The organism is Janthinobacterium sp. GW822-FHT07H11, from assembly GCF_058798615.1.
This window is the reverse complement of the sequence record NZ_CM179507.1, coordinates 2,623,466-2,649,789: the sequence shown is the minus strand read 5'-3', so window position 1 is coordinate 2,649,789 and position 26,324 is coordinate 2,623,466. Positions and strand designations below refer to the sequence as shown.

Genomic DNA, 26,324 nt, shown 5'->3' with positions numbered 1-26,324 from the left:
GCCTGGGCCGCCTGACGGGATGACGACATGACAGAATTAATCTTGCAAGCCCTGTATTCGGGCCTGCTGCAGGGCGGCTCCTACGCCCTGATCGCACTGGGACTGGCGCTGGTCTTCGGCACCATGAAAGTGATCAACCTGGCGCACGGCGAACTGGTGCTGCTGGCCGCCTACATCGCCTACAGCGTGGAGTCGGGCCTGGGCCTGGGGCCGATGTTCGCCATTCCCATCGCGCTGGTGATCGTCAGCCTGACGTCGGTCGGCGTCTACCTGATCGTCAGCCGCATCAAGAAGGACCGCGAAATCAACTCGCTGATCCTTACCTACGGCATCGGCGTGATACTCACCAATGTCATTTTGCTGGTCTGGAAGGCCGACATCCGCTCGACCTCGTCGAGCTGGCTGCAGGAAGGCTTCGAGATCGGCCCGTTTTTCAGCATGCGCAGCGAAGTGATCTTCTTTGGCGTCAGCCTGGTGCTGATGGCGGCCCTGTGGCGCTGGCTGTCGACCAGCTGGTATGGGCGCGCCGTGCGCGCCGTGTCCAGCAACCGCGACGCGGCCAAGCTGATGGGCATCGACCCGGGCCGCACGGAGCTGGTGTCGTTTCTGGTCGCCGGCATCCTGGCCGCCTTCGCCGGCGTGGCCCTGTTCAGCTATGGCGTGATCCAGCCTGCCTACGGCGGCGCGCTGACGGTGAAGGCCTTCATCATCACGGTGCTGGCCGGCATCGGCTCGATTCCAGGCGTGCTGCTGGCCGCCGTGCTGCTGGGCGTGGCCGAAGCCTTGACCGTCACCCTGGCCAGCTCCGCGCTGCAGGAATTGTCGGGCATGGTGCTGTTCCTGCTGGTGCTGTTCATCATGCCGAACGGCTTGTTCGGCGCACAACGGAGGCGCGGATGAAGCGCTCGACTTTGATTTCCACGGCAGTGCTGCTGCTGGCCGCGTATGTCGCCGTGCCGCTGGCCTTGGGCGGCAACCAGTATGTGATGAGCATGGTGGTGGCGGCGCTGATCATCGGCGGCGTGGCCATGTCCTGGGCTCTGCTCGGCAATTTGGGCGGCATGGTCAGCTTCGGCCATGCGGCCTTCTTCGGCGTGGGCGCGTATGTCTCCGCGCTGGCCACCGTGAAACTGGGCCTGCCCGTGTTTGCCGCCATGCTGCTGGGCGGCGCGGGCGCGGCCATCGCCGCCGTCATCATGCTGCCCGTGCTGCGCCTGCGCGGGCCATATTTTGCGCTGGCCATCCTCGCCTACGCCCATATCTTCCGCATCCTGGCCACGGAATGGAGCTCGGTGACGGGCGGCGCCGGCGGCATCAACAACATTCCCGCCCTGCCCACCGTCTTCGGTGTTGATCTGGCCAGCAAGACGGGCGCCTACCTGGTGGTGCTGACCCTGGTGGTGGCATGCGCGTTTGCCTACGGCCGCATCCGCGCCAGCCACTACGGCATCGCCTTGCGCGCCATGCACGACAGCGAGGACGCCACGCGCGTCGTCGGCGTCAACAGCACCCTGCTGAAAGGCGCGATGCTGCTGGTGTCGGCCTTCATGGCGGGCTTGTTCGGCGCCTTCAACGCCCACTACATCAACTTCCTGGAGCCCGATTACGCCTTCAACAGCCTGTGGGTCACGTTACCGATCGTGGCGGCCATCTTCGGCGGCTACCGCACGATACTCGGTCCCGTGCTGGGCGCCGTCGTGGTGTACCTGGTCGACCAGCTGATCTTCAAGTCGCTGATCCCGACCGGCCACCAGTTGGTGCTGGGCGTGCTGCTGGTGGCGATGATCGTCTTCAGTCCGAACGGCTTGCTGCCGCTGCTGCAAAAATGGCTGAAAAACACCTTCAAAGCGAAGGAGAAACAACATGCTTGAACTCGATAATGTGTCCGTGCGCTTCGGCGGCCTGACGGCCGTCGATGCCGTCACCTTAAAGGTGGGCAGCCACGACGTGATCGGCCTGGTGGGCCCCAACGGTGCCGGCAAGACCACGCTGTTCAACGCCATTTCCGGCCTGGTGCGCCCCACCGGCGGCAGCATCCGCTTCGAGGGGCGCGACATCATGGCCACGCCCATGTACCAGCGCGCGCGCCTGGGGTTGGGCCGCACCTTCCAGATTCCGCAACCGATGCATGAATTGACGGTGCGCGAAAACCTCGTCGTGGCGCAGCGCTTCGGCACCGGCAAGGTGGACCAGCGCAAGATCGATGAAATCCTCGATTTCACGAGCCTGGCGGACAAGGCGCAGCGCGACGCGGCCAGCGAACTGGCGCTGACGGAATTGAAAGCGCTGGAAGTGGCCAAGGCGCTGGCGACGAACCCGAAACTGCTGCTGCTTGACGAGGTGCTGGCGGGCCTGGAAACGAACGGCAAGCGCCGCTTCATGGGCATGCTGAAGGAATTGCATGCCGCCTTTGGCGTGGGCATCGTCATGATCGAGCACGATATCGAAACCATCAGCAATCTGTGCCAGCGCGTGGCCGTGCTCAATTTTGGCCAGCTGATCGCCGACGGCACGCCCGATTGCGTCTTCCGCGATCCGGCCGTCATCGAAAGCTATACGGGAGCAGCGCATGCTTAACATAGAAAATCTGCGCGCCGGCTATGGCGCCATCAACGTGCTGTGGGACGTGTCGCTCTCGATCCAGAAGGGCAAGCTGACCACCATCATCGGCCCGAACGGCGCCGGCAAGACCACCCTGCTGCGCGCCATCATGGGCCTGGTGCCGGCCAGCGCGGGACGAATCCTGCTCGACGGCCAGGCCATCAACGGCACGCCCACCTGGAAGATGAGCGACGCGAGGGTCACGATGATCCCGGAAGGCCGCATGACGTTCCGCGACATGAGCGTGGAAGAAAACCTGATCATGGGCGCCTTTCCGAAGGAGCACCGCAGCCACATGCCGGCGCGCCTGGCCGAAGCCTACGCCATGTTCCCGCGCCTGCACGAACGGCGCCGCCAGCTGGCCGGCTCGCTCTCCGGCGGCGAGGCGCAGATGCTGGCGATGGCGCGGGGATTGATGTCGGATCCGTCGCTCTTGATCATCGACGAGCCCTCGCTGGGCCTGGCGCCGCTGGTGGTCAACGAACTGTTCGAGATCCTCGCGCGCCTGAACGACGGCAAGCGCACCCTCATTTTAGTGGAGCAGAATACGGCGCGCGCCGTGGGCGTGGCCGATCACGTCTACCTGATGCAAAGCGGTAAGGTGGCGCTGTCGCAAAAAGCCGGCGAGGTCGACCTCGAGCACCTGCATGAACTGTATTTCGCGCGCTAAGCGAGATCGGCCGCACGCGGCCGGCGTCACTCCTCGTCGTCGGCCAGTTTGTCAAACGCCAGCAGCGCGCCCTTGCCGAGTCCGGCTATCACAAAAGGATCGTCGGCCGGAAAGCGGCCGGTATCGACCAGCATGCGCAGCTTGCTCAAGCGTTCGCCCAGGGCCAGCGCCTGCGCCTGCGGATCGGCATCGGCGTTGGCATCGACACCCGCCTGCCCGATCGCGCGGGTGACGGACGCGGGAAACTCCCATAATTCCGCGATCCGTACCGACAAGATGCGCGCTTGCGCAAACACCTGGGCTATGAAGGCATCCGATTGCGGGAAGGCGTCGGGCGCATGCATCTGGTCGATCAGCCGGAAGGCCACCACCAGGCCGACATTGGCCATCAATCCCGCCAGATAGGCGTCGAAGGCGTTGGCCTGCATGGCCGGCGCGAGCAGGTTGGCCGCCAGCGCGCATTTCTCGGACTGGCGCCAGATCAGCGGCGCCGTACGCACGGTCAGGCCGCCGCTTTGCATGCTGACGATGGGACGAAAGGCGACGCGGGCCAGCAGCATGCGCATGCCGTTTTGCCCGAGCAGCATGATGGCGCCTTCCATGTTGTTGATCGACGGGCTGGCGTTGTAGCGCGAATGGTAGCAGGGCCGGTTCGCTTCGCGGTAGACTTCGGCGACCAGCAGCACGTCCTGGGCCAGCTGGCGCGACAGCTCGGCCGCGTTCATGTTTTCATTTTGCAAGGTCCGCATCAACTGCGGAATAATGGCGGGAATGCGCGGCACCAGCGCGGCGCCGGCGATCGGTTCACGGGCCAGGCGCGCCAATTCGTCCAGAATCTGCTGTTCCGCCTCCGCCGGCGCCTGCGCCGAACCCACGGCCGCCAGCCAGCGGTAGTAAATGGCATCGATCTCGGCGATGGTCGCTGGCGGCCGCGCCATCTCGGGCGCCGCCGCCGCGGCTGGCGCAGGCTTGTTTTTGTCGTCGCCGCCGTTCAGTAGTTTTCCTATCCAACCCATTTTATTCTTCCAGCCCTATGTGCATCACTATCGAGAAATCCGCTCCCCGATTTTACTTGATGACAGCGGCGCCGGTGCGACTGGCGTGACCGGCGTTGTTCACATGCCGCAAAGTAGTGCTACAGTGGCGCTCCCGCAGCTTCCCCTGCCTTACAAGGTACATCATGAACAATTTGCTGGCCCGGTACGTCACCAGCCAGGCGTACAACAACGCCTGGGCCAACCACCGCCTGCTGAAAGCTTGCGGACAGCTGAGCCAGGCCGAGTTCCAGGCCACGCGCGTCAGTTTTTTTCCCACCATCGGCTTCACCCTGAACCACATATTGACGTGCGACTGGTTTTATCTCGACGCGCTGGAGCGCGAGCTGCGCGGCGAGGCGCCCCATCCCGACTGCTACGTCTTCTTTGCACAGGATGAACCGTTCAGCGATTGCGCCGCCCTGCATGCGGCCCAGCGCGCCTCGGATGCACGCCTGATCGCGCATTGCCGCAGCCTGTGCGACCTTGACCTGGCGCGGCCCGTGACGATCCTGCGCGACACCCCACAGGTCGACACGCGCCAGCGCCTGCTGGCGCATCTGTTCCAGCACCAGCTCCACCACCGGGGGCAAGTGCACGCCATGCTGGCCGGCACGCGCATCGCGCCACCGCAGCTCGATGAATTCTATTGCGCCGGCGAAGCGGACGAGCGGGCGCAGGATTTTCTGGAATTGGGCTGGACGGAAGACGAGGTGTGGGGAGAGCGCTGAGTTATTCCTCGCCGTGGCAGCAGACGCACAGCTTGTTGCCGTCGAGGTCGCGGAAGTAGGCGCCATAGTAATGGGCGTGGTAATGGGGACGCAGGCCGGGCGGCCCCTCGCACGCGGCGCCCAGCGCCAGCGCCCTCTCGTGGCAGCGGTCCACCTGCGCGCGGCTGGCCGCCAGCAAGGCCGTCATCTGGCCGTTGCCGGGCGTCGCCGGCAAGCCGTCATGCGGCGCCGTCAGCACGAACAGGGGACGCGGCGCCTGCCGCGCCATCCAGCCCGCCCAGGGCTTGGCCGGATCATGAAATTTTTCGATCAGATCGAGTTCTCCCAGCAAGGCCGTATAGAAGGCGTAGGCGCGGGGAAAATCGTTGGTGCCGAGGCAGAGATGGGACAGCATGCTGCTCCTTCATGGGTAGAAACGGGGGTGCGGCAAAATGCGCTCGCTGATTATAATGGCGCATCTCTTTCGGACCCCATCCCATGCCAGACATCGACCGTCTCCATTTGTCCCCCCCGGCCAGCGCCGACCTCCCCGGCCTGCTCGCCTTCGAGCTGGACAACCGCGCCTATTTTGAATCCTGGGTCACGGCCCGGGCGCCGTCCTACTATAGCCTGGACGCCGTCGCCGCCAGCATCGAACAGGCGCAGCGCGAACGCGAAAACGACACGGCACACCAGTACCTGGCCAGGCTGGACGGGCAGATCGTCGGCAGGGTCAACCTGACGGCCGTCACGCGCCCGTACTTCAACAAGGCGCAACTCGGCTACCGCATCGGCGAACGCTTCGGCGGGCGCGGCTACGCCACGCGCGTGGTGGCGCTGCTGCTGGAAGAAGCGTTCGGCGCGCTGGACCTGTGGCGCCTGGAAGCGACGGCGCGGCCGCAAAACCTGGGCTCGATCGCCGTCATGCAGCGCAACGGCTTTCACCAGTATGGCAAAGCGGAACAAGCCATGCGCTTCCAGGACGCCTGGTCGGACCTGCTGTATTTTGAACGGCGCAAGGGGCACGCCGGCACGCGATAAACCGAGCAATTGCTCTATTGAGCGGCTATTTTTCCCCTGGCGTTGTAAAATAGGCAAATATGGCACGGCATCCGCCGTGCCGCTCGCCAGTGTTTTCGCGCACGCGGATGTGCTCACATTCAGGGAAAAACCATGACCAATACAAACAAAAAAGCCTATCTGGTAGGGGGCGGCATCGGCTCGCTGGCCGCGGCCGCGTTCATGATACGCGACGCAGGCATGCAAGGAAGCAATATCACCATCTTCGAAGCATCGCCCGTCACGGGCGGCAGCCTCGATGGCGGCGGCAATGCCGAGGACGGCTATACCTTGCGCGGCGGGCGCATGCTCACCACCGACAACTACGAGTGCACCTGGGATCTGTTCAAGAGCATCCCCTCGCTCGAACATGCGGGCCAGAGCGTCTACGACGAAACCATCGCCTTCAACGAACTGCACCTTCCCCACTCGCGCGCGCGCCTGGTCGACCGCAACCGTTTCAAGGTCGACGTCGGCAGCATGGGTTTTACCATGCAGGACAGGCTGGAACTGCTGAAACTGACGGAAGCCGATGAAGACACGCTGGGCAGCAGCGCCATCACGGACTGGCTGTCGCCCGAATTTTTCGACACCAAGTTCTGGTATATGTGGGCCACCACGTTCGCCTTCCAGCCCTGGCATAGCGCCGTCGAATTCAAGCGCTACCTGCACCGCTTCATGCTGGAGTTTTCGCGCATCGAAACCCTGGCCGGGGTCAAGCGCACCATCTACAACCAGTACGATTCGCTGGTGCGGCCGCTGGTCGCCTGGCTGCGCGGGCAAGGCGTGAACGTCATCATGGATTGCACGGTGACCGATATCGAGCTGCAGGAGGCCGACGGGCGCTTGACGGCCACGGCCATCGCCTGCCAGCGCCGCGGCCTGGCCGATGTGATTCCCGTCGCCGCGGGCGACCTGGTGTTCTTCCAGAATGCCTCGATGACGGATGCGTCCAGCTATGGCAGCATGCACGGCGCGCCGGCCAAGCTGACGAAGAGCGACAGCGGCGGCTGGCGCCTGTGGGAAAAGCTGGCCGAGGGACGCCCGGAACTGGGCCGCCCCGCCGCCTTCAACAGCAGCATCCCGGAATCGTACTGGGCTTCGTACACGGTCACCCTGAAGGACAGCGCCTTTTTCGACCGCATGGAACAATTCACGGGCAACCGCGCCGGCACGGGCGGCCTCGTCACTTTCAAGGACAGCAACTGGTTCATGTCCGTGGTGCTGGCGCACCAGCCCCATTTCGCCGGCCAGCCCGACGGCGTGCAGGTGTTCTGGGGCTATGCACTGCACCCCGACCGCATCGGCAATTTTGTCGCCAAGCCCATGTCCGACTGCAGCGGCGAAGAGATCCTGCGCGAACTGTGCGGCCATTTGAACTTCGACCTCGACGTCATGGCCACGGCCAACTGCATTCCCTGCCGCATGCCCTACATCACCAGCATGTTCATGCCCCGCGCGAAGAGCGACCGTCCGCTGCCCGTGCCAGCCAACTCCAGCAACCTGGCCTTCGTCAGCCAGTTCGTGGAAATCGCCGACGACGTGGTCTTCACGGTGGAGTACTCGGTGCGCGCGGCGCAGACGGCCGTCTACCAGTTGCTCGAGGTGCAGCGCGAAGTGCCGGCCATCCACGCGCATGACAAATCGCTCAAGGTCAAGCTCGATGCCGTGATCAAGGCGTTCAAATAACCTTCTTGCCTGGCATAAACGCCACTTTGCCCATTTCCACCGCGAGTTTATGCCAGCGCAAAGTGCAGCGATATCGGACTGATAACGTCAAGGCTCGGGAATCCCTTTGAGCGTTGCCTGGTCCATATGAAACTGCGCCTGCGCCTGTTCGAACACGTGCTGCTGATGCTTGCGCTGGCCATCGTCATCTTTGGCGCCGCCATCGTGCTGGCCTGGATGACGCAATGGGTGGAGGCGCGGCAGTTGCCCGCTTACCTGGCGCAAGGCATGCACCTGATCGGCATGGTGCTGTTCTTCCTTGACGGCTGCGTCGTCATTGCCGCCAGCAGCATCCTTGCCGCCAGGCTGTACCGCATGCTGACCAAGGAGGACATATGACAGACCTTCATTACCTGTTCCGGCTCAGGCATCCCAGGCGCTTCTGGTGGAGCTCCCTGGCCATCGCCATCGCCTGCGCGCTGCTGCTGGGTCCCTGGCTCGACAGCACGCCGTGGCTGGTGGCCATCCCCCTCGTGGCGGGCGGCCTGCTGGTGGCGCTGGGCGAGCTGTGGGACGAAATCCTGCCGCATGGCAGCGGAAACGGGCAGGCGCACTGCCGGCGACCATGAGGCGGCAGCCGACGCGTGCGCGCAACACCTCCGCGCGCCGGCGCCGGCCGATACCGGCCATTTAAGACTGGCTTCAGTCTGCTCCTGCATCGTCTATCGCATGGCGCCGGCACCGCGTTGGCGTTTTTCCCACCACCACGGGCGCAGGCCCGCAGCGAGAGACAGACGATGAAAACATGGATGCGAACGAATAAGGGCTTTTTGATGTTCTTGCTGCTGTTCGGCGTGTTCCGCACGGCCGTGGCCGACTGGAACCCGATACCGTCGGCCTCCATGCGCCCCAACCTGCTCGAAGGCGACGTGGTCTTCGTCAACCGCCTGGCCTTCCAGCTGAAGGTACCGCTGACCGACATCGTGCTGCAACGCCTGGGTGAACCGCAACGGGGCGACATCGTCACCTTTTCCTCGCCGAAAGACGGCACGCGATTGATCAAGCGCATCATCGCCCTGCCCGGCGACACGGTGGAAATGCGCAATGAACAGCTGGTCATCAATGGCCAGCCCGCCCAGTACACGGCGCTCGACACGGCGCCCGAAACCATCGCCCACGTGGGCCAGCTGACGGCGCAGCGCGTCCGCGAACGCAACGCGACGGAACAGCACCGCATCCAGGTCTTGCCGCAAATCGCAGGGGCGGCGCGCAGCTTCGCTCCCGTGACGGTGCCGCCCGACCATTTCCTCATGCTGGGCGATAACCGCGACAACAGCGCCGATTCGCGCTACTTCGGCTTCGTGCCGCGGAATTTACTGATCGGCAAGGCCGAGCGCATCCTCGTCTCGGCCAACATCCAGGACCATTGGCAGCCGCGACTGCAACGCTTTGGCATGAAGCTGGAATAAGCACCCGGCCTCGCAACGGCGCCGTGCTTTTCGGTTAGCATGGCGCATCATGCAAAACTTTCCCTCCGCCAGCCAGCAGCCCGCCAGCGACGATAGCGTCGCCGGGCAATTGGCGCAGTTCCTGCAGCGCCATCCCGACGTGCTGCTGCTGACCGGCGCCGGCATCAGCACGGCGTCCGGCATTCCCGCTTACCGCGACGTGGACGGCGTGCGGCGTGGCAATGCTCCTGTGCAAGGACCGGATTTTCGCCGCCAGGAAGCCGTGCGCCGCCGCTACTGGGCGCGCAGCATGGTGGGCTGGCCCACCCTGGCGCAGGCCGCACCCAACCCTGGCCACCTGGCCATCGCCCAGCTGGCGCAGCGGGGCCGCATAGGCGGCCTGATCACGCAAAACGTGGATGGCCTGCACCAGCGGGCGGGCAGCGCGGCCGTCACGGAGTTGCACGGCAGCATACACGGCGTCGTGTGCCTCGATTGCCGCGCCAGCCACGCGCGCCGCCTGATCCAGGATCAGCTCGAACGCGACAATCCCCAGATGCTGGGCGCCACGGCCACCCCGGCGCCCGACGGCGACGCCCTGCTCGAGCCGTCGCATCTGGCCACCTTCCACCTGCCCGTCTGCCCCCGCTGCGGCGGCACCTTGCAGCCGGACGTGGTGTTTTTCGGCGATGGCGTGCCCGCCGCCCGCGCGGCCGAGGCCGAGCGCAAGATGAGGGAGGCCGGCGCCCTGCTGGTGGTGGGCTCGTCCGTGATGGTGTATTCGAGCTTTCGCCTGTGCCGCATGGCGGCCGAGACGGGCAAGCCCGTGGCCGCCATCAACCTGGGCAAGACGCGCGCCGACCATCTGCTGGCGTTCAAGACCGAAGCGGCGGCACAGGACATCTTGCCTGCAATAGCGGCCATGCTGGGCTGATGCCGCCTCGGCGCTGCGCCGCTCTCGCTATACTGTGGCATTAACGAGGAGAATTCATGCTGGAACTGTTGAGTGAACACGCCTGTTTTGGCGGCGTACAACGTTTTTATCGCCACGACGCGCAAGCCATCGGCTTGCCCATGCGTTTCTCGGCCTTCATTCCGGACCTGGCGCCAGGCGCCATGGCCCACGGCAAGCGGCCCGCCCTGTTTTACCTGGCAGGTCTCACTTGCACTGAAGAAACGTTCATGATCAAGGGCGGCGCGCAGCGCGTGGCGGCCGAGGAAGGCCTGATCCTGATCGCGCCCGATACCAGCCCCCGTGGCGCCGGCCTTGCGGGCGAGACCGATGCCTGGGATTTCGGCGCCGGCGCCGGCTTCTACGTCGATGCCACGCAAGCGCCATGGGCGGCGCGCTACCGCATGTACAGCTACATCCTGGAATTGCGCGCGCTGCTGGAGCGCGAACTCGGTATCGATGCGCAACGCACGGGCATTTTTGGCCACTCCATGGGTGGCCACGGCGCGCTGGTGCTGGCCTTGCGCAACCCGCAACTGTTCCGCTCCGTGTCCGCGTTCGCGCCCATTGCCGCGCCGAGCCTGTGTCCGTGGGGCAAGAAAGCGTTGACGGGCTACCTGGGCAGCAACGAAGCCAACTGGCAGCAGTACGATGCCAGCGCGCTGATGCGCGGCCTGCAGGGCCAGCCGGCACTATTTCCTAATGGCATCTTGATCGACCAGGGCCTGGCCGACCAGTTCCTGCCCGAGCAGTTGTATCCGGAGGTATTCGAAGCGGCATGCCGCGACGCGGCCCAGCCCTTGCGGCTGCGCCGCCATGCCGGCTACGACCACGGCTATTACTTCATCGCCACCTTCATGGAAGAGCACGTGCGCTTCCATGCGCAAAACCTGCGCGCCCTTGCCTGACGCATTTGCCTGACGCATTTGCCTGACGCATTTGCCTGATTGCACTACTGCGCCGTGCTGGTATGCCCGTTGAAATGGCGCGTGTACCAGTCCGTGGCCAGCAGCGCCGCCTGGTGGCGGGTATCGGGACCGCCGGGCGCGGCAATCTGCTCAAGCTGCTTGTCGCAGCGCAAGGTGGCAAAGGCCATGCGGTTCAATCCGGCCACGTCGGGGTCGCGTCCGCCCACGATGAGCAAGGAGGGCACGCGGACATTTTCCAGCGCCGCCTTGCCCGCCATTTCCACCTGGCCATCGCAGACGGCCAGCGCGGCGATGTCATTGCCGCGCCAGGCCGCCAGTTGCATCACCACGGCCGCGCTGGTGCCATACCCGTACAGGCCGCAGGGCAGGCGCCGCGTGCTGGGATCCACCTGCAGCCAGCCCAGCGCCTTCTCCAGCTGCCGCGCCAGCAGCACGATGTCGCTGCGCACGAAATACGCATGGCCATTGCTGCCGCCGGCCGGCGCGATGCCGCCCTGGTCGAAACGCAGGGTCGCCATGCCCGCTCGCAAAAAATCCTGGGAAGTGGCATGGCTGGAAGCGCCCAGATAGTCGCTATCGGCGCTGGCGCCATGCGCGAACAGGACGATGCCCACTGGCCGCTCGGGCAATTCCAGCACGCCGTCCATTTGAAGTTCGTCCGCCGTGATGCTGACAAGTTGTTCTTGCATGTCTGCCTCCACAATCGAGCTGGTTCGGCCGGACCGGAGCTATCAAAACGGCACCCGGCGGCGGCCCTTGAGAGATACCTGCAGTGTACCAGCCTGCGCCCATTTGCGTGCAGGCGTTCGCGGCGCAGGGAGCGCCGTGCAACAGCGCCGGACGCGCGCCCGTGGCGCCCGGCCTTGCTGCCGACATGGACGCTACACGGCGCCGTGCTTGTCCAGCGCCTTGAGCACGGCTTCGGGGCGGATCGGCAAATGCCGCACGCGCGCCGCCACGGCGGCAAAGATGGCGTTGCCGATGGCGGGCGCCACCACGGTGGTGGGCGGCTCGCCCATGCCCGTGGCCGCCTGCGTGCTGGCCACGAATTCGATGTCCAGCTGCGGCACGTCGGCCATGCGCAGCGGCGTGTAGGTATTCAGGTTGGTATCCTTCACCTGGCCATTCAGGAAGGCCGTGCCCTCATGGATGGCCATGCTCACGCCCCACAGGGCGCCGCCTTCCGCCTGCGCCAGCGCGCCATCGGGATCGACGATGGTGCCGGCGTCGATCACCATCGTCAGCTTTTCCACCTTCACCATGCAGGTGCTGCGGTCCACTTTCACGCGCGCCACGCACGCCGTCCAGGTCGGCATGTCGCGCTCCTGGCCGAACGTGGCGGCAATGCCCAGGCCCGTGTCGGGCGGCATGGCCGTGCCCCAGCCCGCCTTGTCCGCCGCCCGCCGCAGCACGTGGGCCAGGCGCGCGGCACCGCCGACGGCGTTCGGCGCGCTGCCCGCGTTGCGGCCCGTGGCCTGCAGCAGCGACAGCCGGAACGCCAGCGGATCGACCTTGGCCGCCTGCGCCGCCTCGTCCATGAAGCTTTCCACGGCCCAGTTGGTCCAGCCCGGCCCCACGGAACGCAGCCAGCCGGGCCGGAAACTGCTGTTGGCCAGGTCGTTCGACACGGCCCGCACGCGCTGCGCGCCCACCGCATACCAGTGATCGGCGCCGGCGATGGCGAAGGGGTCATACGGATGGCCTTGCTTATCCTTGGCCAGCAAGGCGGGAATCATGGCCTGCGTGGGCCAGCCCGCGCTCGCCTCATGCACCATGGCCGACACCTTGCCGGCATCGTCGAAGGCCATGCGCAGGTGCTGCACGGACGGCGAGCGGGGCGAATCGAAGCGCGCATCGTCGGCGCGCGTGCAGATCATCTTGACGGGACGCCCCACGGCCTGCGCCGCCAGCGCGGCCGGCACGCAATAGTCGCCATTCAGGCGCCGCCCGAAACCGCCGCCGAGCAGATAGGTATGCAGCACCACCTTGTCCTGCGCCACCTTGAGCGCCTGCGCCAGCACGGGCAGGATCAGCGACTGCCACTGGTTGCCGGCATGAATGTGCCAGACGCCGTCGATTTCCTGCGCCAGCGCATTGACGGGCTCGAGCTGGAAATGCAGTACCGTGCCGGTCGTGTAATGGCGCTCCAGCTGCAGGCTGGCATCCTTGAACGCTTGTTCGACGCCATCGTCATCGACCACGCGGGCGCCCAGCGTGGCATCGGCCAGCTGCTTGCCCGCATAATTGACGATATCCTGCTCCGACACGTGGGCGGCCGCGCCGGCCCGCCATTTCACCCGCACCAGCTCGGCCGCGCGGCTGGCGGCCGCATACGTTTGCGCATAAACCATGACCCAGCCGGGCACCGTGCCGCTCGGGTCCTGCAGCGCCACGCTATGCAGGTAGCCCTGTACCGCCTTGGCCGCCGAATCATCGATGGACACCACCTTCGCGCCATAGCGCGTGGGCGGGATCTTCGGACGCGCAAACAGCATGCCTTCGACCTGCGCATCGATGCCGTACACGGCCGCGCCATTGATTTTCGCGGGGATATCGAGCGCCTGCACCTGCTGGCCGATCAGCCTGCGCTGCTGCGGCGTCTTCAGCACGATGGCCTGCAGCTGCTCGGGCGTATAGCGGCGGGCCAGCTTGCCTCGGCGCACGATATCGCCATAGCTGATCGAACGTCCCCGGCCATGCACGACACCGAGCCGGGCGTGGCAGGCGGACACGGGCACGCGCAGCAGGCGCGCGCCCTCCTCGACCAGCGCGAGGCGGCCGGCCGCGCCGGCGCGGCTGAGCGGATCGACATTCTGCCAGACGGACCAGCTGCCGCCCGTCACCATCAGCCCCCATTTCGGGTCCGTATCGACGTAATGCAGGCGCACCTTGCTCCAGTCCGCTTCCAGTTCATCGGCCACGATGCGCGCCAGGGCCGTGCCGATATGCTGGCCCATTTCCGCCTTGGCGATATTGACGGTGATCATGCCGTCGCGGTCGATCTGGAACCAGATGCTCGGGTCGAACACGGGCACCGCGGGTTTTGTCGGCGGCATGGGCGCCGGCTTGCCGGCGGCCAAGGAGCTGTCGGCGCGCAGGAAGGCCAGCGTAAACCCCGTGCCGGCGGCGGCGATGAGGAAACCGCGCCGGCCCGGCAACGGGGGACGGGCGGAAGAATTATCTTTAGGCAACTTAAACACCGGGCGTCTCCCCCATGCCGGCCGCCAGCTTGATGGCCTTGCGGATCCGCACATACGCCATGCAGCGGCACAGGTTGCCGCTCATGACGGCATCGATATTCGCATCCGTCGGCTGCGGATAGTCTTTCAGCAAGGTAGCAGCCTGCATGATCTGGCCCGACTGGCAATAACCGCACTGCGGTGCCTGCGTGGCCAGCCACGCCCGCTGCAACGGGTGCGTGCCATCGGGCGACAGGCCTTCGATGGTGGTGATGGCGCAGCCGGCCACGGCGGAAATGGGCGTGATGCACGAACGCATGGCGCGCCCATCCACGTGCACGGTGCAGGCGCCGCACATGCCGATGCCGCAGCCAAACTTCGTGCCTTTTAAGTTGACTTCGTCGCGCAGCACCCACAGCAGCGGCGTCCCGGCATCGGCCTCGGTGACTAAGGGCTGGCCATTCACGGTCATGTTATACATAAGTGTTATAGATAAGTGTCATACATAAGAAACTTTCATACTTTCATATTTACTTGCCGGCACGCGTACGCGCCACGGCCGCTTCCAGGTTGCTCCAGGCCGGCTGGTGGCTGCGGCTGCGGCGCAGATAGGCAGCCAGCTGGGCCACGTCGTTGTCCGTCAGCGAGGCGGCAAAGCCCGGCATCAGCACGCCGGACATGGCCGCGTCCTTGCCGATGCCGTGCAAAACCACCTGGATCAGGTTGACGGGATCGGGCGCGCTGACGGCGCTGTTCAGGCTCAGCTCGGGGCGCACGGCCACGGGCCGGCCATCGCTGTTCGAATGGCACGCCGCGCAGGCGGCCACGTACAGGCTGGCGCCACGGTCGTTGTCGACCAGGCTGACGCGCTGCGAGCGTTCGATGCCAGCCTTGATCACGGCCTGCGCATCCACCTTGCGCCCGTCAGCGCCCGCCACGCCGGCAAAATACGTGGCCAGCGCGCCGATATCGCTATCGGGCGAGGCACCCATGCCCTCGTGCACGACGGCCGACATGGGCCCGGCCGCCACGCCGTGCAGGGCCGTCGCCCCTGTGCGCAGGAAGGCATACAGCTCGGCCTGCGTCCACGGCAACGGTGCCGTGTTGGCGCTGCTCAAGGCCGGCGCATACCAGCCGTCGATGGACGCGCCCAGATACGCGGAACCGGCAAGCTCGGCGCCCAGCGCATTGCGCGGCGTGTGGCAGGCGGCGCAATGGGCCAGCCCTTCGGCCAGGTAGCGGCCCCGGTTCCAGTGCGCACTTTGCGCGGGATCAGGCCGGTAGCTGGCTGGCTTGAAGTACAGCAGCTTCCAGCCCGCCTGCAAGGGTCGCCAGCTCAGAGGGAAAGGCAGGCTATTGACGGGCGCCACCGCGTACACGGGCGGACGCGTCATGAAGTAGGCGTACAGGGCCGTCAAATCCGCATCGGAGACGCCGTTGAAATGGGTGTACGGAAACACGGGAAACAAATGCGCGCCGTCGCGCCCCACGCCTTCGCGCATGGCGCGCCGGAAGGCGGCCAGCGACCAGCGGCCGATACCCGTCTGCGTGTCGGGCGTGATATTCGTGGCATGAATCGTGCCGAACGGCGTGGCCAGCCCGTGGCCGCCCGCGTAATCGGCGCCGCCCCTGGCCGTATGGCAGGCGGCGCAATTGCCCATGCCGGCCAGGATGCGGCCCTGCTCCACCACTTGCGGGGAAAACGCCGTGGCGGCGGGCGGATTGGCGGGCGCCAGCGCGGGGCGCCAATAATACAGATACGCGGCCAGCGCCGCCACGATGAGCAATGCCAGCGACAGCAGCAGGCCGGTGAAGATTTTCTTGAGCAAAACAGGAACCAGTGAAAAGTAAAGGCCGGGGTGAAAGCAAGGCGCATGGGCCGCTGGCCAACGGCGGCGGCAACCGGGCCACAGCGACAATCTTACCGCGATTGTGACTTGTTGTATGTACGCAATGACACGCAGGCGGTCCCGCAGGCAGGCTGCGCCTTATAATCAGCGTTTCAGCACGCCGCCGCTCCCTTCATGCATACCGTCACCATCATCCTCATCCTCGTCTTGACCGTCGTCCTGTGCGGCTTCATCGCCCGCTCGCGCTGGGTCAGGCTGCCGCTGCCCCTGATCCAGATCGCCGGCGGCACGGGTTTGGCCCTGTTTGGCGTGCAAGTGCCGCTCGATCCCGACATCTTCTTCCTGCTCTTCATCCCGCCGCTGCTGTTTCTCGATGGCTGGCGCATCCCCAAGGGCGCCTTCTTTTCCGATGCGCGCTCGATCCTGATGCTGGCCATCGGCCTGGTGCTGTTTACCGTCATGGGCATGGGCTTCTTCATCGACTGGCTGATCCCCAGCGTGCCGCTGGCCGTGGCCTTCGCGCTGGGCGCCATCCTCTCGCCGACGGACCCCGTGGCCGTCTCGGCGATTGCGGCCGGCAACCCGATCCCGCCGCGCCTGATGCACATCCTCGAAGGCGAATCCCTGCTGAACGACGCTTCCGGCCTGGTCTGCTTCACGTTTGCCGTCGGCGCCATGATGACGGGCGGCTTTTCCATCGGCGCCGCCTCGCTGAGCTTCCTGCAGGAAGCGGGCGGCGGCATCGTCATCGGCCTGGGCATCTCGTGGGGCGTGGGCCTGGCGAATAAATGGCTGGTGAGCAAGGTCGGCGAAGAGCCGGGCCTGCAAATCCTGATCAGCATCCTGATCCCGTTTGCCGCCTACCTGGGCGCCGAGCAAATCCACGGCTCGGGCATCCTGGCCGCCGCCACGGCGGGCGTGTCCATGCATTACGCCGACCTGATCGGCCGTCCGCTGGCCGCCACGCGCACGCAGCGCAAGGCCGTGTGGGATACCGTGCAACTGGTCTTGAACGGCGTCATCTTCGTCATGCTGGGCGCGCAGCTGCCCGCCACCGTCGCCGGCCTGCCGGCCGCGTCGGCCGAAGTGGGCGCCGGCAGCGCCTGGAAGCTGCCCCTGTTCGTGGTGGCCATCACGGTGGGCCTGACCTTCATGCGCTTCGTCTGGGTCTTCATCTCGATGAAGCTGACCTTGTTCAAGCACCACAAGAAGGTGACCGGCGAATCGAAGGAGGCGGCGCTGCTGGCGCGCCCCAGCCTGCGCCTGCTGCTGGTCGCTTCGTTTGCCGGCGTGCGCGGCGCGCTGACGCTGGCCGGCATCCTGACCCTGCCCCTGTTCTTGCCTGACGGCACGCGCTTCCCCGCGCGCGACCTGGTCATCTTCCTGGCCATGGGCGTGATCCTGCTGTCGCTGATCGTGGCCAGCGTCACCCTGCCCCTGCTGACCAAGGGCCTGGTCTTCGCCCCGCCCGCGCGCCGTTCGACGGAGGAGCGCAATGCACGGGCCGCCGCGGCCGAAGCGGCCATCGCGCGGCTGGAAAAAGTCTGCGAAGGCATCGACAAGGACAGCAAGCAGCAAGTGGTCACCGAGGCCGCCAACCGGCTGATCGAGGCTTACCGGCGCCGGCTGGCCTACGGCGAAAGCAGCAACGACGAGGCGGCCCGCATGCAGGAGCTGGCCAGGGCCGAGCGGGCCTTGCGCCTGGAAGCGCTGAACGCGGAACGCGACGAACTGTTCCGCCGCCGCATCTCCGGCGAACTGGACGACACCATCCACTTGCGCCTGTTGCGCGAAATCGACTTGCTGGAAGCGACATTGGAAGAATAACGACAGTGGCAGCGCCTTGGACAATGTTGGACAGCAATTCTCATGGTAAAGAATGCAAGCTTGTGAATTAATGTTTATAATGCAATTTATATCGCATTAGAGATTTACTTTCAGCGCGCAGTTCCGTACAGTCAGCGTTGATGAGTAGCCATGCCCGACCTGAATAAAGACATCCGAAGCCGTGCCCTCTCCCCTCTGTCACTGGCAGCGCGCCGCGCCGCCCACGCCGCTGGTCGCCTTGCTGCTGGCCTCGCTGTTGGCCTGCGCCCTGCTTGCCACGGGCGTGGCGCAGGCGCAAGGGCTTGCCATGCCGGATGCGCGGCGTCCGGCCGACGTGGCCCAGGTACTGTTCGGCATCATCAGCTATGTGCGCTGGCCCGTGGCACGCCCCGAAGTGCGCGTCTGCATGGTGGGCACGGCACGCCATGGGACGGCCATCGTCGATACCCCCGCCTCCAGCACGGGCCAGCGCATCCGCGTCAAGGCCCAGCCGGCCAGCGTGGCCGCCAGCGAATGCGACGTGGTCTACTTCGGCAGCCTGCCCGACAGCGAACGCGAGCACCTGCTGGCGCAGATCATCGGCAAACCCATCCTGTCCGTCACCGAGCCTGGCACGGCCTGCGCCGTGGGCACCATGTTCTGCCTGCGCCTGGCCGAGGCGCAGATCGGCTTTGACGTCAATCTCGACGCCATCGCCCGCAGCGGCCTGCGCGTGCATCCGAATGCCTTGCAAATTGCACGTCGCAAGGGACCCACGCCATGAGCGCCAAGCTTGCCAAGAAACCCCGGCCCACGCTCGACAGCGTGCTGCGGCGCGCCCACCTGAGCGTGTCGCTGATCGCCGTCCTCACGGCCGGCCTGACCCTGACGGCCATCGCGCTGCTGGCCCTGCGCGTGTATTCGGACCAGAACCTGCGCCTGGTGGCGCGCTCCATGAGCTACACGGTGGAAGCGGCCGTGGTCTTCGGCGACCCGATGGCCGCCAAGGAAGCGCTGGCCTTGATCGGCGTCAATGAGGACATCGACCAGGCCCACGTCACGGACAGCAATGGCAAGACGCTGGCCCGCTGGGAACGGGGCGAGCACGGCACGCGCTATGTGATCGAGCGCGCGCTGACGGGCTGGATGCTGCCCGATTCGCTGGCCTTTCCCATCACGCACGACGACCAGGTCATCGGCAGCATCGAACTGGTGCCGCACAGCCGCAGCCTGCTGCCCTTCCTGCTCAGCGGCCTCTCCTGCCTGCTGGGCTGCCTGGCGCTGAGCCTGGTGGTAGCCGTGCGTTTGTCGCGCCGCATGGAAACGGAAATCACTTCGCCGCTGCGCCACCTGGCCGAAACGGCGCACCGCGTGCGGCGCGACCGCTCGTTCGAATTGCGCGTGCCGGGCGCCAATATCGCCGAACTGAACCAGATCAACGACGACTTCAACGCGCTGCTCGACGAACTGGAGGCATGGCAAAGCCACCTGCAGATGGAAAACGCCTCGCTGTCGCACCGCGCCAACCACGACAGCCTGACGGGCCTGTCCAACCGCGCCTTCATGGAAACGGAACTGGAGCGCGCCATCATCGAGGCGCGCGTCGGCAATGGCAAGGTGGCCGTGCTGTTCCTCGACAGCGACCGTTTCAAGTACATCAACGACACCTTTGGCCACGCCTCGGGCGACCGCGTGCTGGTCACCATTGCCGCGCGCATCAAGCAGCAATTGCGCGAAGGCGACCTGGTGGCGCGCCTGGGCGGCGACGAATTCGCCATCCTGCTCAAGCCGCTGCGCAGCAGTGCCGACGCCATGCATATCGCCGACAACATCATCGCCGCCATGGGCCAAGCCATTGAACTGCCGACAGGCAACAGTATCGTCACCTCGCTGACCATCGGCGTGGCCGTCTTCCCCGATCACGCCATCGATGCCATGTCGCTGGTGGGCGCGGCCGACCAAGCGATGTACCGCGCCAAGCAGGCGCAGCGCGGCACGCGCCAGGTGGCCGGCCGCTCCCCTACCTACACTCACCCCTGACCGCAAGGAGCATCACCATGCAATTTCTCTACAAGCAACTACGCCTCGGTTTTCTCGGCCTGCTCATGCTGGGCCTGCTGGCCGCCTGCCAAAGCACGCCCGAAAAGAAATCGCCGTTCAACGCCCAGCAGATCGCCACCCTGACGGAACAGGGTTTCGTGCAGACGGAAGACGGCTGGGAACTGAGCTTTACCGACAAGCTGCTGTTCGATTTCGGCGCCTCCAGCCTGACGGCGCCCAGCCGCAGCGCCATCCAGAAGATCAGCGCGGCCCTGCTGAAGGTGGGCATCACGCACATGCGCGTGGAAGGCCACACGGACAATGAAGGCGCCGAGGCGCTGAACAACAAGCTGTCGCTGGCGCGCGCCAACGTGGTGGCCGATGCGATGGGCGTGGCAGGTATTCCACGTGGCAATATCGTCGTGCGCGGCCTGGGCATGAGCAAGCCGGTGGCCTCGAACGCCACCAAGGCGGGCCAGGCGGAAAACCGCCGCGTCACCGTCATCGTCTCGGCGCCATGAGCAGCGTCCCGGCCAGCGGCGCAGCCGCCGTGCGCTGGGTCGTGATGGGCGTGTCCGGCTGCGGCAAGAGCGCCGTCGGCAGCTTGCTGGCCAGCGAGCTGGGCGTCCCCTATGTGGAAGGCGACGATCTGCATCCGCCGCATAACGTGGCCAGGATGGCCGCCGGCGTGCCGCTCGACGACGCCGACCGCGCCGGCTGGCTGGCCGCCTTGCGCGAGCGCATCGCCGCCGCCCGCGCACAGGGAAGCGGGCTGGTGGTTTCCTGCTCGGCCCTGAAACGCGCCTACCGCGACCTGCTGCGCACGGGCGACCCGGCGCTGCGCTTCGCCCACCTCGACGGTCCGCGCGACGTGCTGGCCAGCCGCGTGCAGGGCCGGCAGCAAACGTCGGGGCACTTCATGCCGGCCAGCCTGCTCGACAGCCAGCTGCGCACCTTGCAGCCGCTGCAAGCGGACGAGGCCGGTATCGTGCTCGACCTGCGCCTGCCCCTGTCCACGCTGGTGCGGCAGATCCGGCAAGCGGCGTGACTGGACAGCCCGCGGCACGCTGTGTAGACTGGCACGCACTTTCATGAGGAGCCGTATGAGCACACCAGCAGAAAAAGCAGCACCAGGTCCCGAATTCTGGGAACGGGCCGACCAGATCATCGCCGTCGCCAACCAGCAATGCGAGCACAGCCGCGGCAATGAAGTGGCCACCTCGCTGCTGTACGCGGCCGCCCGTTTCAATGCCTTCCTCGTTGCCAGCAAGACCAACGACGTCACCAAGATGCAGCAGGAAAAGGACGACGCCGTCGCCTTTTTCACCGAGCAATACAAGCGCATGCTGACGGATAATTTCAACGACTACATCGCCAACTTCGACAAATATACGCAACCTTCAGCCGCCCCCCAGGCCTGATTCCTGCGGGCCGGCCCTGTGCGCCGGCCATCTGCCTCCCATGCCCGCCCGCGAACGCGCTTGACTTGTCCCGCCCATCCTTTAAACTATTAACGAATTAGTTAATAGTTTATGAGGAGCAGGCATGCAAGCAGACAAGATCTTCGAGGCGCTCGCCTCCACGCCGCGGCGCCAGATTCTCGCCTACCTGTCGCAGGCGCAGCTGACGACGTCCGAGCTGGCGGCACGCTTCTCCATGAGCGCGCCGGCCATTTCGCGCCACCTGGCCGTGCTGGAAAACGCGGGCCTCGTCAGCAGCGAGCGCAAGGGCCAGTTCGTGCTGTACCGCCTGCATCCGGACAATCTGGTCAATACGCTCAATAATTTCGCCTTTGAAATCTGCCCCGTGGGCCGCGCGCTGAAACGCGAGTCGGCGCAACTGGCGGCGCACGCGGAAACAACGGGGCCATGACGGCGCCAGCCGGCCCGTCCGGCCACCGCGCCAGTGCGGCGCGCGCCGACGCCGTCGTCCATGGCTCGGTGCGGCATGCGCCATTGCAATCGCTGTGGCTGGCGGCCATGCTGGCCGGCGCCGTGATCGGCGGCGCGCTCGCTTTCAGCTGGACGGCCCTGCTGCTGTTCATGGTCAGCACGGCAACGGTACTGCTGTTCGGCCACTCGCTGGGCAGCCACCGCAAGCTGATACACGACAGCTACGATTGCCCCCGGTGGCTGGAATACCTGTTCGTCTACCTGGGCGTGCTGGTCGGCCTCGGCGGTCCGCTGGGCCTGCTGCGCCAGCATGAATTGCGCGACTATGCCCAGCGGATGCCCGCTTGCCACCCCTATCTGCGGCATGGCGGCGGTTTCTGGCGCGATGCCTGGTGGCAATTACATTGCCGCCTGCTGCTCGACCATCCGCCGCACATCGCCATCGAGCAGCGCATCGCGGGCGACCGCCTGTATCGTTTCCTGCAGGCGACGTGGATGCTGCAGCAAGCGCCATGGGCCATGCTGTTCCTGGCGTGGGGCGGCTGGGGCTTTGTATGCTGGGGCGTGTGCGCGCGCGTCAGCGCTGGCGTGCTCGGCCATTGGCTGATCGGCTACTTCGCCCATAACCATGGCCAGATGCGCTTCCACGTCGATGGCGCGGCCGTGCAAGGCCGGAACATCCGCCTCGCCTCGCTCTTGACGATGGGCGAATGCTGGCACAACAACCACCATGCCTATCCGGGCTCGGCCCGGCTGGGACTGCTGCCGGGCGAATGGGACCCGGGCTGGTGGGCGCTGCTGCTGTTGCGGCGCATGGGCCTGGTGTCGAAATTGCGCCTGCCGGCCGACCTGGCGCCGCGGACGGCACTGCGCCGCCTCGATGTCGCGCCGGCTCAGGCGTCGTCCCGGCCCGCCAGGTAGTTATTCTTCACGCGCACATAGTGCTCGGCCGAATAGCGCAGGTAGGCGATCTCGTCCTGCGTCAAGGCGCGCACCTTGGCGGCGGGCCGCCCCACGTACAGGTGGCCGCTTTGCAGTACCTTGCCCGGCGACACCAGGCTGCCCGCGCCCAGCATCACATGCTTTTCCACCACGACATCGTCCATGACGATGCTGCCCATGCCGATCAGGCATTCATCGCCGATAGTGCAGCCGTGCAAGATCACGGAATGGCCGATGGTCACATACTTGCCGATGGTCAAGGGCGAGCCGTCGGGCTTGGCCGCATTCTTGTGCGACACATGGCCCATGGAAAAGTCCTGGATATTGCTGCCCTCGCCGATGACGATGCGGTTGACGTCGCCCCGCAGCACGCTGTTGCACCAGATCGAGCAGTCGTCGCCGATCCGCACATCGCCAATCACTTGCGCCGTGTCATGCAGGTACACGCGCTCGCCCACGACGGGACGGGTATTCAGGTAGGAACTCACAGGCATTATTTTCTCGCTTCACACTCAATAAAAAGGAACACGGGCATCACACCCAGCCGGCCGCCAGCGCAAAAATGGCCAGGCCATGCGCGAGCGCGGCGCCCAGCAAGCCGGCACGGCAATATACCAGGCCCGCCACCACGCCTTCGATCACGGTAAACACGAGGATGGGCGCGCCCACGCGCGTGACGGTGGTGGCCAGGAAGGCGTGGCACAGGCCGAACAGCAGGCCCGACACCAGCGCCGCGCGCCAGGCGGGCAGCCACGCTTGCAATTGCTGCTGCAGCAAGCCGCGAAACAGCAATTCTTCATAGCAGTTGGCGGCCAGCGCAAACAGCAGCAGCAGCGGCCACAGCGAAGGCGCGACGGGCGGCAGCGACGGCAAGCCGGCCAGCCCCTTGAGCATACTTGCCAGCAAGACAATCAGCGCGGCGCCGGCCACGCCCAGCAGCGCGGACCGGGCCGGCTGCCCGCCCGTCCAGCGCAGGTGGGCACGCGCACTCTTTTCCAGCCAGCAAATGCCGGCCACCATTGCCAGCGACAGGGCGCCCAGCGCCAGCAGCACCGGCGGCGGCGCCGTGAAGCGCAAGCCGCCCGCCGCCACGTGCCAATAGCCGTGCGCCGTCATCGCGTCGCGCGCCAGCACGAAGAACAGGATGTGCACGAGCACGCGCAGCAGCGGCACGTCGCGCGGCACGGCCAGCAGCAAGGCGCCGCAGACGAGGAAGGCGGGCGTGATCGCCAGCAGGTAGGCCAGCAGGGAAGTCAATTCCGGCATGGCAGGCAAGCGGGAGAGGCGCCGGCGGCGCTCACGGCCGCGCCTTGTCCCTGGCCCAGGCGATGATGGCGTTGGCATCGATGGCGCCCGGCTGGCGCGCCACTTCCAGGCCCTTGTGGAACAGCGCCAGGGTGGGAATGCTGCGGATATTGAAGCGGGCGCCCAGGTCTTGCGACGCTTCCGTATTGACCTTCACGACGCGGAAGGCCGGTTCCAGCGTCTTGGCGGCCTGTGCATAGAATGGCGCCATGCTGCGGCACGGACCGCACCACGGGGCCCAGAAATCGACGAGGACGGGAATGTCCGTGCGGTCGATATGCTTGAGGAAACGGGCGCTGGCCAGGTCCACGGGCTGGCCCGTAAACAGGTCTTTCTGGCACTTGCCACACGTGGGCTGCTCGCGCAGGCGCGCGGGCGGCAGGCGGTTGACGGCGTCGCAATGGGGGCAAACGATGTGCACGGAGTCTGGCGTGGTCGAGCTTGTAGTCATGAAAGGGCCGGGATGCTTGCTAAGAATAATGCAACCTTAGCAGAAATCCCGGCCAGCTTCCCGCTTACAGGAACAGCGAGGCGGCGATCGCCCACATCACGAGGGCAATGATGCCGTCGAGCACGCGCCAGGCCATGGGCTTGGCAAACACGGGCGCCAGGTAGCGGGCGCCAAAGCCCAGCAGGAAGAACCACAGGGCCGAGGCCACGATGGCGCCGCCGGCGAAGTAGAAGCGGCCGCTGCCTTCATGCTGGCCGCCGATGGAACCGAGCAGTATCACCGTGTCGAGGAAGGCGTGCGGGTTCAGCAGGCTGAACGCCAGCGCCGCGCCGATCACGGCCCAGTAGCCTTCGGGCGCCTTGGCGGCCGATACCGTCATGGCCGTCGGACGCCATGCCGATTTGGCGGCGCGCAAGCCATACGCGATCAGGAAGGTGGCGCCGCCGGCCTTGGCCCACAGCAAGAAGTTCGGATTGTCGGCGATAAACGTCCCCATGCCGGCCACGCCGGCGGAAATGAGGATGGCATCGCACAGCAAACAGACGAGGATGCAGGTGAGCACGTAATGGCGTTTCAAGCCCTGCTTGAGCAAGAATGCGTTTTGCGTGCCGATGGCCACGATCAGGCTCGCCCCGAGCCCCATGCCTTTCAAGAAAATTGCGCTGTCCATATCGATTCCTTTCCATTGCTTTCCATCACGCGCACGGCCGCCCACGCTCCGCCGGCAACGGCAGAGGCATCAAAGGTAGGTGGAGGGTGTAGCGGTACCAGCAGGACCGCGCGGGAGAGTGGAGTTGTTACCCTATTTCAACAGTGTAAAGAAAAAGTAAATATAAGTATAATGAATGATTCTAAACATATATAAGAGAAACTTATGCGCGTCGTCGATTACCGTGGACTGGCCGCCCTCGACGCCGTGATCGGCCTGGGCAGCTTTGAAAAGGCGGCCCATGCGCTGGCGATCAGCCAGCCGGCCGTGTCGCAGCGCATCCGCACCCTGGAAAACCTGGAAGGCACCTTGTTGATCGTCCGCAGCCACCCGCCCCTGCCCACGGAAGCGGGACAGCGGCTGATCGCCCATTACCGGCAAGTCAAGCTGCTCGAGGCGGCGCTCGACGCCCAGCCGGGACCGACCACGCAACTGCCGGCGCTGGCCATCGCCGTCAATGCCGACAGCGCCGCCACCTGGATACCGGAAGCGCTGGGACCGCTGCTCACGCCCCCCTCCTGCCTGCTCGACATCCGCCTCGACGACCAGGACCACACCTTGAGCCAGCTGCGCGAAGGCCGCGTGTTTGCCTGCGTCACCAGCGCCACCGACCTGGTGGCCGGCACCACGGCCACGCCGCTGGGCGGCATGCGCTACCTGTGCGTAGCCTCGCCCGCGTTCGCGCGGCAATGGTTTCCGGACGGATTTACGGTCGAGGCCGTCAGCCAGGCGCCCGCCATCACGTTTGGCAGCAAGGATGCGCTGCACGAGCGCTACCTGCAGCACCGGCTCGGCTACACGGGCCGCTATCCGCATCACGTGCTCGGCTCGGCGCGCGACTTCGTGCGCTTCATCGAAGCCGGCTATGCGTATGGCATGGTGCCCCTGCTGCAGGCCGAAACGGCGCTGGCGGCGGGCCGGCTGGTGGACGTGGCGGCAGGCCAGGCCCTGGACGTGCCCCTGATCTGGCATGCCTGGGATATCCAGACGGCCCTCACGCGCACCCTGTCGGACGCCGTGATCGCCACGGCACGCAAGTGGCTGCTGCAGGGCTGATGTTGCGTACCAGCCAATTTTCT

Annotated in this window: 31 protein-coding genes; 21 read left to right on the top strand and 10 right to left on the bottom strand. The window is 65.8% G+C overall.

Going from position 1 to position 26,324, the window contains the following annotated elements; all coding sequences use genetic code 11:
- Window positions 1-27 precede the first annotated feature (27 nt).
- Genes AC3RCJ_RS11890 through AC3RCJ_RS11875 form a run of 4 tightly spaced genes read left to right on the top strand, consistent with a single transcriptional unit; the run spans window position 28 to window position 3,271 of the window.
- Window positions 28-900, top strand: a complete 873-nt coding sequence (locus AC3RCJ_RS11890; protein WP_492960191.1) for a branched-chain amino acid ABC transporter permease — start codon at window positions 28-30, stop codon at window positions 898-900.
- On the top strand, window positions 897-1,871 hold the full coding sequence (locus AC3RCJ_RS11885; protein ID WP_492960189.1) for a branched-chain amino acid ABC transporter permease: 975 nt from the start codon (window positions 897-899) through the stop codon (window positions 1,869-1,871). The genes AC3RCJ_RS11890 and AC3RCJ_RS11885 overlap by 4 nt, the downstream gene beginning before the upstream one ends.
- The gene (locus tag AC3RCJ_RS11880) at window positions 1,864-2,577 is read left to right on the top strand and encodes an ABC transporter ATP-binding protein (RefSeq protein WP_492960187.1); all 714 of its coding nucleotides are present in this window, start codon (window positions 1,864-1,866) and stop codon (window positions 2,575-2,577) included. The genes AC3RCJ_RS11885 and AC3RCJ_RS11880 overlap by 8 nt, the downstream gene beginning before the upstream one ends.
- Entirely contained in the window at window positions 2,570-3,271 is a 702-nt protein-coding gene (locus tag AC3RCJ_RS11875) for an ABC transporter ATP-binding protein (RefSeq protein ID WP_492960185.1), read from the top strand. Before AC3RCJ_RS11880 ends, AC3RCJ_RS11875 begins: the two co-directional genes overlap by 8 nt.
- Before the next feature lie 26 nt (window positions 3,272-3,297).
- On the opposite strand, the gene AC3RCJ_RS11870 is transcribed toward AC3RCJ_RS11875, so the two are convergent.
- A complete protein-coding gene (locus AC3RCJ_RS11870) occupies window positions 3,298-4,287 on the bottom strand; it encodes an HDOD domain-containing protein (protein ID WP_492960183.1) in 990 nt (329 codons plus the stop codon).
- 164 nt (window positions 4,288-4,451) lie between these two features.
- On the opposite strand from AC3RCJ_RS11870, the gene AC3RCJ_RS11865 reads away from it, so the two are divergent.
- Window positions 4,452-5,036 carry a DinB family protein gene (locus tag AC3RCJ_RS11865; protein WP_492960181.1) on the top strand — a complete coding sequence of 195 codons (585 nt, stop codon included), beginning with the start codon at window positions 4,452-4,454 and terminating at the stop codon, window positions 5,034-5,036.
- Between the two features lies 1 nt (window position 5,037).
- Here AC3RCJ_RS11865 and AC3RCJ_RS11860 read toward each other — a convergent pair whose 3' ends face one another.
- On the bottom strand, window positions 5,038-5,430 hold the full coding sequence (locus tag AC3RCJ_RS11860) for a VOC family protein (protein WP_492960179.1): 393 nt from the start codon (window positions 5,428-5,430) through the stop codon (window positions 5,038-5,040).
- Window positions 5,431-5,513: 83 nt separating this feature from the next.
- Between AC3RCJ_RS11860 and AC3RCJ_RS11855 the strand changes: the two genes are divergently transcribed.
- The 7 genes from AC3RCJ_RS11855 to fghA all read left to right on the top strand — a co-directional run bounded on the left by AC3RCJ_RS11855 (window position 5,514) and on the right by fghA (window position 11,050).
- Window positions 5,514-6,056, top strand: a complete 543-nt coding sequence (locus tag AC3RCJ_RS11855) for a GNAT family N-acetyltransferase (RefSeq protein ID WP_492960177.1) — start codon at window positions 5,514-5,516, stop codon at window positions 6,054-6,056.
- 132 nt (window positions 6,057-6,188) lie between these two features.
- Window positions 6,189-7,763 (top strand): oleate hydratase, encoded by a 1,575-nt coding sequence (locus AC3RCJ_RS11850; protein ID WP_492960175.1) that lies wholly within the window; start codon window positions 6,189-6,191, stop codon window positions 7,761-7,763.
- Between the two features lie 126 nt (window positions 7,764-7,889).
- Window positions 7,890-8,141, top strand: coding sequence for a hypothetical protein (locus AC3RCJ_RS11845; RefSeq protein WP_492960173.1), 252 nt, complete (start codon window positions 7,890-7,892; stop codon window positions 8,139-8,141).
- The gene (locus AC3RCJ_RS11840) at window positions 8,138-8,371 is read left to right on the top strand and encodes a hypothetical protein (protein WP_492960171.1); all 234 of its coding nucleotides are present in this window, start codon (window positions 8,138-8,140) and stop codon (window positions 8,369-8,371) included. Before AC3RCJ_RS11845 ends, AC3RCJ_RS11840 begins: the two co-directional genes overlap by 4 nt.
- Window positions 8,372-8,539: 168 nt before the next feature.
- Window positions 8,540-9,211, top strand: coding sequence for a signal peptidase I (gene lepB / locus AC3RCJ_RS11835; RefSeq protein ID WP_492960169.1), 672 nt, complete (start codon window positions 8,540-8,542; stop codon window positions 9,209-9,211).
- A 49-nt stretch (window positions 9,212-9,260) separates the two neighbouring features.
- Window positions 9,261-10,124, top strand: coding sequence for an NAD-dependent protein deacetylase (locus tag AC3RCJ_RS11830; protein ID WP_492960167.1), 864 nt, complete (start codon window positions 9,261-9,263; stop codon window positions 10,122-10,124).
- Window positions 10,125-10,180: 56 nt separating this feature from the next.
- Entirely contained in the window at window positions 10,181-11,050 is an 870-nt protein-coding gene (fghA, locus tag AC3RCJ_RS11825) for an S-formylglutathione hydrolase (protein ID WP_492960165.1), read from the top strand.
- A 44-nt stretch (window positions 11,051-11,094) separates the two neighbouring features.
- Here fghA and AC3RCJ_RS11820 read toward each other — a convergent pair whose 3' ends face one another.
- The 4 genes from AC3RCJ_RS11820 to AC3RCJ_RS11805 form a co-directional block, all read right to left on the bottom strand.
- The gene (locus tag AC3RCJ_RS11820; protein ID WP_492960163.1) at window positions 11,095-11,760 is read right to left on the bottom strand and encodes an alpha/beta hydrolase; all 666 of its coding nucleotides are present in this window, start codon (window positions 11,758-11,760) and stop codon (window positions 11,095-11,097) included.
- Window positions 11,761-11,952: 192 nt separating this feature from the next.
- Window positions 11,953-14,271 (bottom strand): xanthine dehydrogenase family protein molybdopterin-binding subunit, encoded by a 2,319-nt coding sequence (locus AC3RCJ_RS11815; RefSeq protein WP_492960161.1) that lies wholly within the window; start codon window positions 14,269-14,271, stop codon window positions 11,953-11,955.
- Window positions 14,264-14,731, bottom strand: coding sequence for a (2Fe-2S)-binding protein (locus AC3RCJ_RS11810; protein ID WP_492960159.1), 468 nt, complete (start codon window positions 14,729-14,731; stop codon window positions 14,264-14,266). Before AC3RCJ_RS11810 ends, AC3RCJ_RS11815 begins: the two co-directional genes overlap by 8 nt.
- Before the next feature lie 49 nt (window positions 14,732-14,780).
- Window positions 14,781-16,079, bottom strand: coding sequence for a cytochrome c (locus tag AC3RCJ_RS11805; protein WP_492960157.1), 1,299 nt, complete (start codon window positions 16,077-16,079; stop codon window positions 14,781-14,783).
- A gap of 195 nt (window positions 16,080-16,274) precedes the next feature.
- Here AC3RCJ_RS11805 and AC3RCJ_RS11800 point away from each other — a divergent pair, with 195 nt between their 5' ends.
- From AC3RCJ_RS11800 to AC3RCJ_RS11765, 8 genes are all read left to right on the top strand, one after another.
- Window positions 16,275-17,927: a Na+/H+ antiporter gene (locus AC3RCJ_RS11800; RefSeq protein ID WP_492960155.1), complete on the top strand. Its 1,653-nt coding sequence runs from the start codon at window positions 16,275-16,277 to the stop codon at window positions 17,925-17,927.
- A gap of 181 nt (window positions 17,928-18,108) precedes the next feature.
- Window positions 18,109-18,690 carry a regulatory sequestration protein YfiR gene (yfiR, locus tag AC3RCJ_RS11795; RefSeq protein WP_492960153.1) on the top strand — a complete coding sequence of 194 codons (582 nt, stop codon included), beginning with the start codon at window positions 18,109-18,111 and terminating at the stop codon, window positions 18,688-18,690.
- Window positions 18,687-19,946 (top strand): diguanylate cyclase DgcN/YfiN, encoded by a 1,260-nt coding sequence (gene dgcN / locus AC3RCJ_RS11790; protein WP_492960151.1) that lies wholly within the window; start codon window positions 18,687-18,689, stop codon window positions 19,944-19,946. The genes yfiR and dgcN overlap by 4 nt, the downstream gene beginning before the upstream one ends.
- 17 nt (window positions 19,947-19,963) lie before the next feature.
- A complete protein-coding gene (gene yfiB, locus AC3RCJ_RS11785; RefSeq protein ID WP_492960149.1) occupies window positions 19,964-20,467 on the top strand; it encodes an outer membrane lipoprotein YfiB in 504 nt (167 codons plus the stop codon).
- Window positions 20,464-20,994, top strand: coding sequence for a gluconokinase (locus AC3RCJ_RS11780; RefSeq protein ID WP_492960147.1), 531 nt, complete (start codon window positions 20,464-20,466; stop codon window positions 20,992-20,994). Before yfiB ends, AC3RCJ_RS11780 begins: the two co-directional genes overlap by 4 nt.
- A gap of 55 nt (window positions 20,995-21,049) precedes the next feature.
- Window positions 21,050-21,367 (top strand): DUF3144 domain-containing protein, encoded by a 318-nt coding sequence (locus tag AC3RCJ_RS11775; protein ID WP_492960145.1) that lies wholly within the window; start codon window positions 21,050-21,052, stop codon window positions 21,365-21,367.
- 124 nt (window positions 21,368-21,491) lie between these two features.
- On the top strand, window positions 21,492-21,818 hold the full coding sequence (locus AC3RCJ_RS11770) for an ArsR/SmtB family transcription factor (RefSeq protein WP_492960143.1): 327 nt from the start codon (window positions 21,492-21,494) through the stop codon (window positions 21,816-21,818).
- The gene (locus AC3RCJ_RS11765) at window positions 21,815-22,759 is read left to right on the top strand and encodes an acyl-CoA desaturase (RefSeq protein WP_492960141.1); all 945 of its coding nucleotides are present in this window, start codon (window positions 21,815-21,817) and stop codon (window positions 22,757-22,759) included. Before AC3RCJ_RS11770 ends, AC3RCJ_RS11765 begins: the two co-directional genes overlap by 4 nt.
- On the opposite strand, the gene AC3RCJ_RS11760 is transcribed toward AC3RCJ_RS11765, so the two are convergent.
- The 4 genes from AC3RCJ_RS11760 to AC3RCJ_RS11745 all read right to left on the bottom strand — a co-directional run bounded on the left by AC3RCJ_RS11760 (window position 22,732) and on the right by AC3RCJ_RS11745 (window position 25,206).
- Window positions 22,732-23,274, bottom strand: coding sequence for a gamma carbonic anhydrase family protein (locus AC3RCJ_RS11760; protein WP_492960139.1), 543 nt, complete (start codon window positions 23,272-23,274; stop codon window positions 22,732-22,734). The genes AC3RCJ_RS11765 and AC3RCJ_RS11760 overlap by 28 nt on opposite strands.
- 40 nt (window positions 23,275-23,314) lie before the next feature.
- Window positions 23,315-24,046 (bottom strand): CPBP family glutamic-type intramembrane protease, encoded by a 732-nt coding sequence (locus AC3RCJ_RS11755; protein WP_492960137.1) that lies wholly within the window; start codon window positions 24,044-24,046, stop codon window positions 23,315-23,317.
- A 31-nt stretch (window positions 24,047-24,077) separates the two neighbouring features.
- On the bottom strand, window positions 24,078-24,536 hold the full coding sequence (gene trxC / locus AC3RCJ_RS11750) for a thioredoxin TrxC (protein ID WP_492960135.1): 459 nt from the start codon (window positions 24,534-24,536) through the stop codon (window positions 24,078-24,080).
- 64 nt (window positions 24,537-24,600) lie between these two features.
- A complete protein-coding gene (locus tag AC3RCJ_RS11745; RefSeq protein WP_492960133.1) occupies window positions 24,601-25,206 on the bottom strand; it encodes a LysE/ArgO family amino acid transporter in 606 nt (201 codons plus the stop codon).
- Window positions 25,207-25,410: 204 nt separating this feature from the next.
- Between AC3RCJ_RS11745 and AC3RCJ_RS11740 the strand changes: the two genes are divergently transcribed.
- Window positions 25,411-26,301, top strand: a complete 891-nt coding sequence (locus AC3RCJ_RS11740; RefSeq protein ID WP_492960131.1) for a LysR family transcriptional regulator ArgP — start codon at window positions 25,411-25,413, stop codon at window positions 26,299-26,301.
- Window positions 26,302-26,324: the final 23 nt, after the last annotated feature.

What these genes read in the sequence shown, in the direction of transcription:
- AC3RCJ_RS11875 (WP_492960185.1), top strand. Translation starts at nt 2,570, where the DNA reads ATGCTTAACATAGAAAATCTGCGCGCCGGCTATGGCGCCATCAACGTG.
- AC3RCJ_RS11740 (WP_492960131.1), top strand. Translation starts at nt 25,411, where the DNA reads ATGCGCGTCGTCGATTACCGTGGACTGGCCGCCCTCGACGCCGTGATC.
- trxC (WP_492960135.1), bottom strand. Translation starts at nt 24,536, where the DNA reads ATGACTACAAGCTCGACCACGCCAGACTCCGTGCACATCGTTTGCCCC.
- AC3RCJ_RS11810 (WP_492960159.1), bottom strand. Translation starts at nt 14,731, where the DNA reads ATGTATAACATGACCGTGAATGGCCAGCCCTTAGTCACCGAGGCCGAT.
- AC3RCJ_RS11830 (WP_492960167.1), top strand. Translation starts at nt 9,261, where the DNA reads ATGCAAAACTTTCCCTCCGCCAGCCAGCAGCCCGCCAGCGACGATAGC.
- yfiB (WP_492960149.1), top strand. Translation starts at nt 19,964, where the DNA reads ATGCAATTTCTCTACAAGCAACTACGCCTCGGTTTTCTCGGCCTGCTC.
- AC3RCJ_RS11820 (WP_492960163.1), bottom strand. Translation starts at nt 11,760, where the DNA reads ATGCAAGAACAACTTGTCAGCATCACGGCGGACGAACTTCAAATGGAC.
- AC3RCJ_RS11855 (WP_492960177.1), top strand. Translation starts at nt 5,514, where the DNA reads ATGCCAGACATCGACCGTCTCCATTTGTCCCCCCCGGCCAGCGCCGAC.
- AC3RCJ_RS11880 (WP_492960187.1), top strand. Translation starts at nt 1,864, where the DNA reads ATGCTTGAACTCGATAATGTGTCCGTGCGCTTCGGCGGCCTGACGGCC.
- lepB (WP_492960169.1), top strand. Translation starts at nt 8,540, where the DNA reads ATGAAAACATGGATGCGAACGAATAAGGGCTTTTTGATGTTCTTGCTG.
- AC3RCJ_RS11770 (WP_492960143.1), top strand. Translation starts at nt 21,492, where the DNA reads ATGCAAGCAGACAAGATCTTCGAGGCGCTCGCCTCCACGCCGCGGCGC.
- AC3RCJ_RS11885 (WP_492960189.1), top strand. Translation starts at nt 897, where the DNA reads ATGAAGCGCTCGACTTTGATTTCCACGGCAGTGCTGCTGCTGGCCGCG.
- AC3RCJ_RS11745 (WP_492960133.1), bottom strand. Translation starts at nt 25,206, where the DNA reads ATGGACAGCGCAATTTTCTTGAAAGGCATGGGGCTCGGGGCGAGCCTG.
- dgcN (WP_492960151.1), top strand. Translation starts at nt 18,687, where the DNA reads ATGAGCGCCAAGCTTGCCAAGAAACCCCGGCCCACGCTCGACAGCGTG.
- AC3RCJ_RS11870 (WP_492960183.1), bottom strand. Translation starts at nt 4,287, where the DNA reads ATGGGTTGGATAGGAAAACTACTGAACGGCGGCGACGACAAAAACAAG.
- fghA (WP_492960165.1), top strand. Translation starts at nt 10,181, where the DNA reads ATGCTGGAACTGTTGAGTGAACACGCCTGTTTTGGCGGCGTACAACGT.
- AC3RCJ_RS11755 (WP_492960137.1), bottom strand. Translation starts at nt 24,046, where the DNA reads ATGCCGGAATTGACTTCCCTGCTGGCCTACCTGCTGGCGATCACGCCC.
- AC3RCJ_RS11890 (WP_492960191.1), top strand. Translation starts at nt 28, where the DNA reads ATGACAGAATTAATCTTGCAAGCCCTGTATTCGGGCCTGCTGCAGGGC.
- AC3RCJ_RS11865 (WP_492960181.1), top strand. Translation starts at nt 4,452, where the DNA reads ATGAACAATTTGCTGGCCCGGTACGTCACCAGCCAGGCGTACAACAAC.
- AC3RCJ_RS11845 (WP_492960173.1), top strand. Translation starts at nt 7,890, where the DNA reads ATGAAACTGCGCCTGCGCCTGTTCGAACACGTGCTGCTGATGCTTGCG.
- AC3RCJ_RS11840 (WP_492960171.1), top strand. Translation starts at nt 8,138, where the DNA reads ATGACAGACCTTCATTACCTGTTCCGGCTCAGGCATCCCAGGCGCTTC.
- AC3RCJ_RS11775 (WP_492960145.1), top strand. Translation starts at nt 21,050, where the DNA reads ATGAGCACACCAGCAGAAAAAGCAGCACCAGGTCCCGAATTCTGGGAA.
- AC3RCJ_RS11850 (WP_492960175.1), top strand. Translation starts at nt 6,189, where the DNA reads ATGACCAATACAAACAAAAAAGCCTATCTGGTAGGGGGCGGCATCGGC.
- AC3RCJ_RS11765 (WP_492960141.1), top strand. Translation starts at nt 21,815, where the DNA reads ATGACGGCGCCAGCCGGCCCGTCCGGCCACCGCGCCAGTGCGGCGCGC.
- AC3RCJ_RS11800 (WP_492960155.1), top strand. Translation starts at nt 16,275, where the DNA reads ATGCATACCGTCACCATCATCCTCATCCTCGTCTTGACCGTCGTCCTG.
- AC3RCJ_RS11760 (WP_492960139.1), bottom strand. Translation starts at nt 23,274, where the DNA reads ATGCCTGTGAGTTCCTACCTGAATACCCGTCCCGTCGTGGGCGAGCGC.
- AC3RCJ_RS11860 (WP_492960179.1), bottom strand. Translation starts at nt 5,430, where the DNA reads ATGCTGTCCCATCTCTGCCTCGGCACCAACGATTTTCCCCGCGCCTAC.
- AC3RCJ_RS11780 (WP_492960147.1), top strand. Translation starts at nt 20,464, where the DNA reads ATGAGCAGCGTCCCGGCCAGCGGCGCAGCCGCCGTGCGCTGGGTCGTG.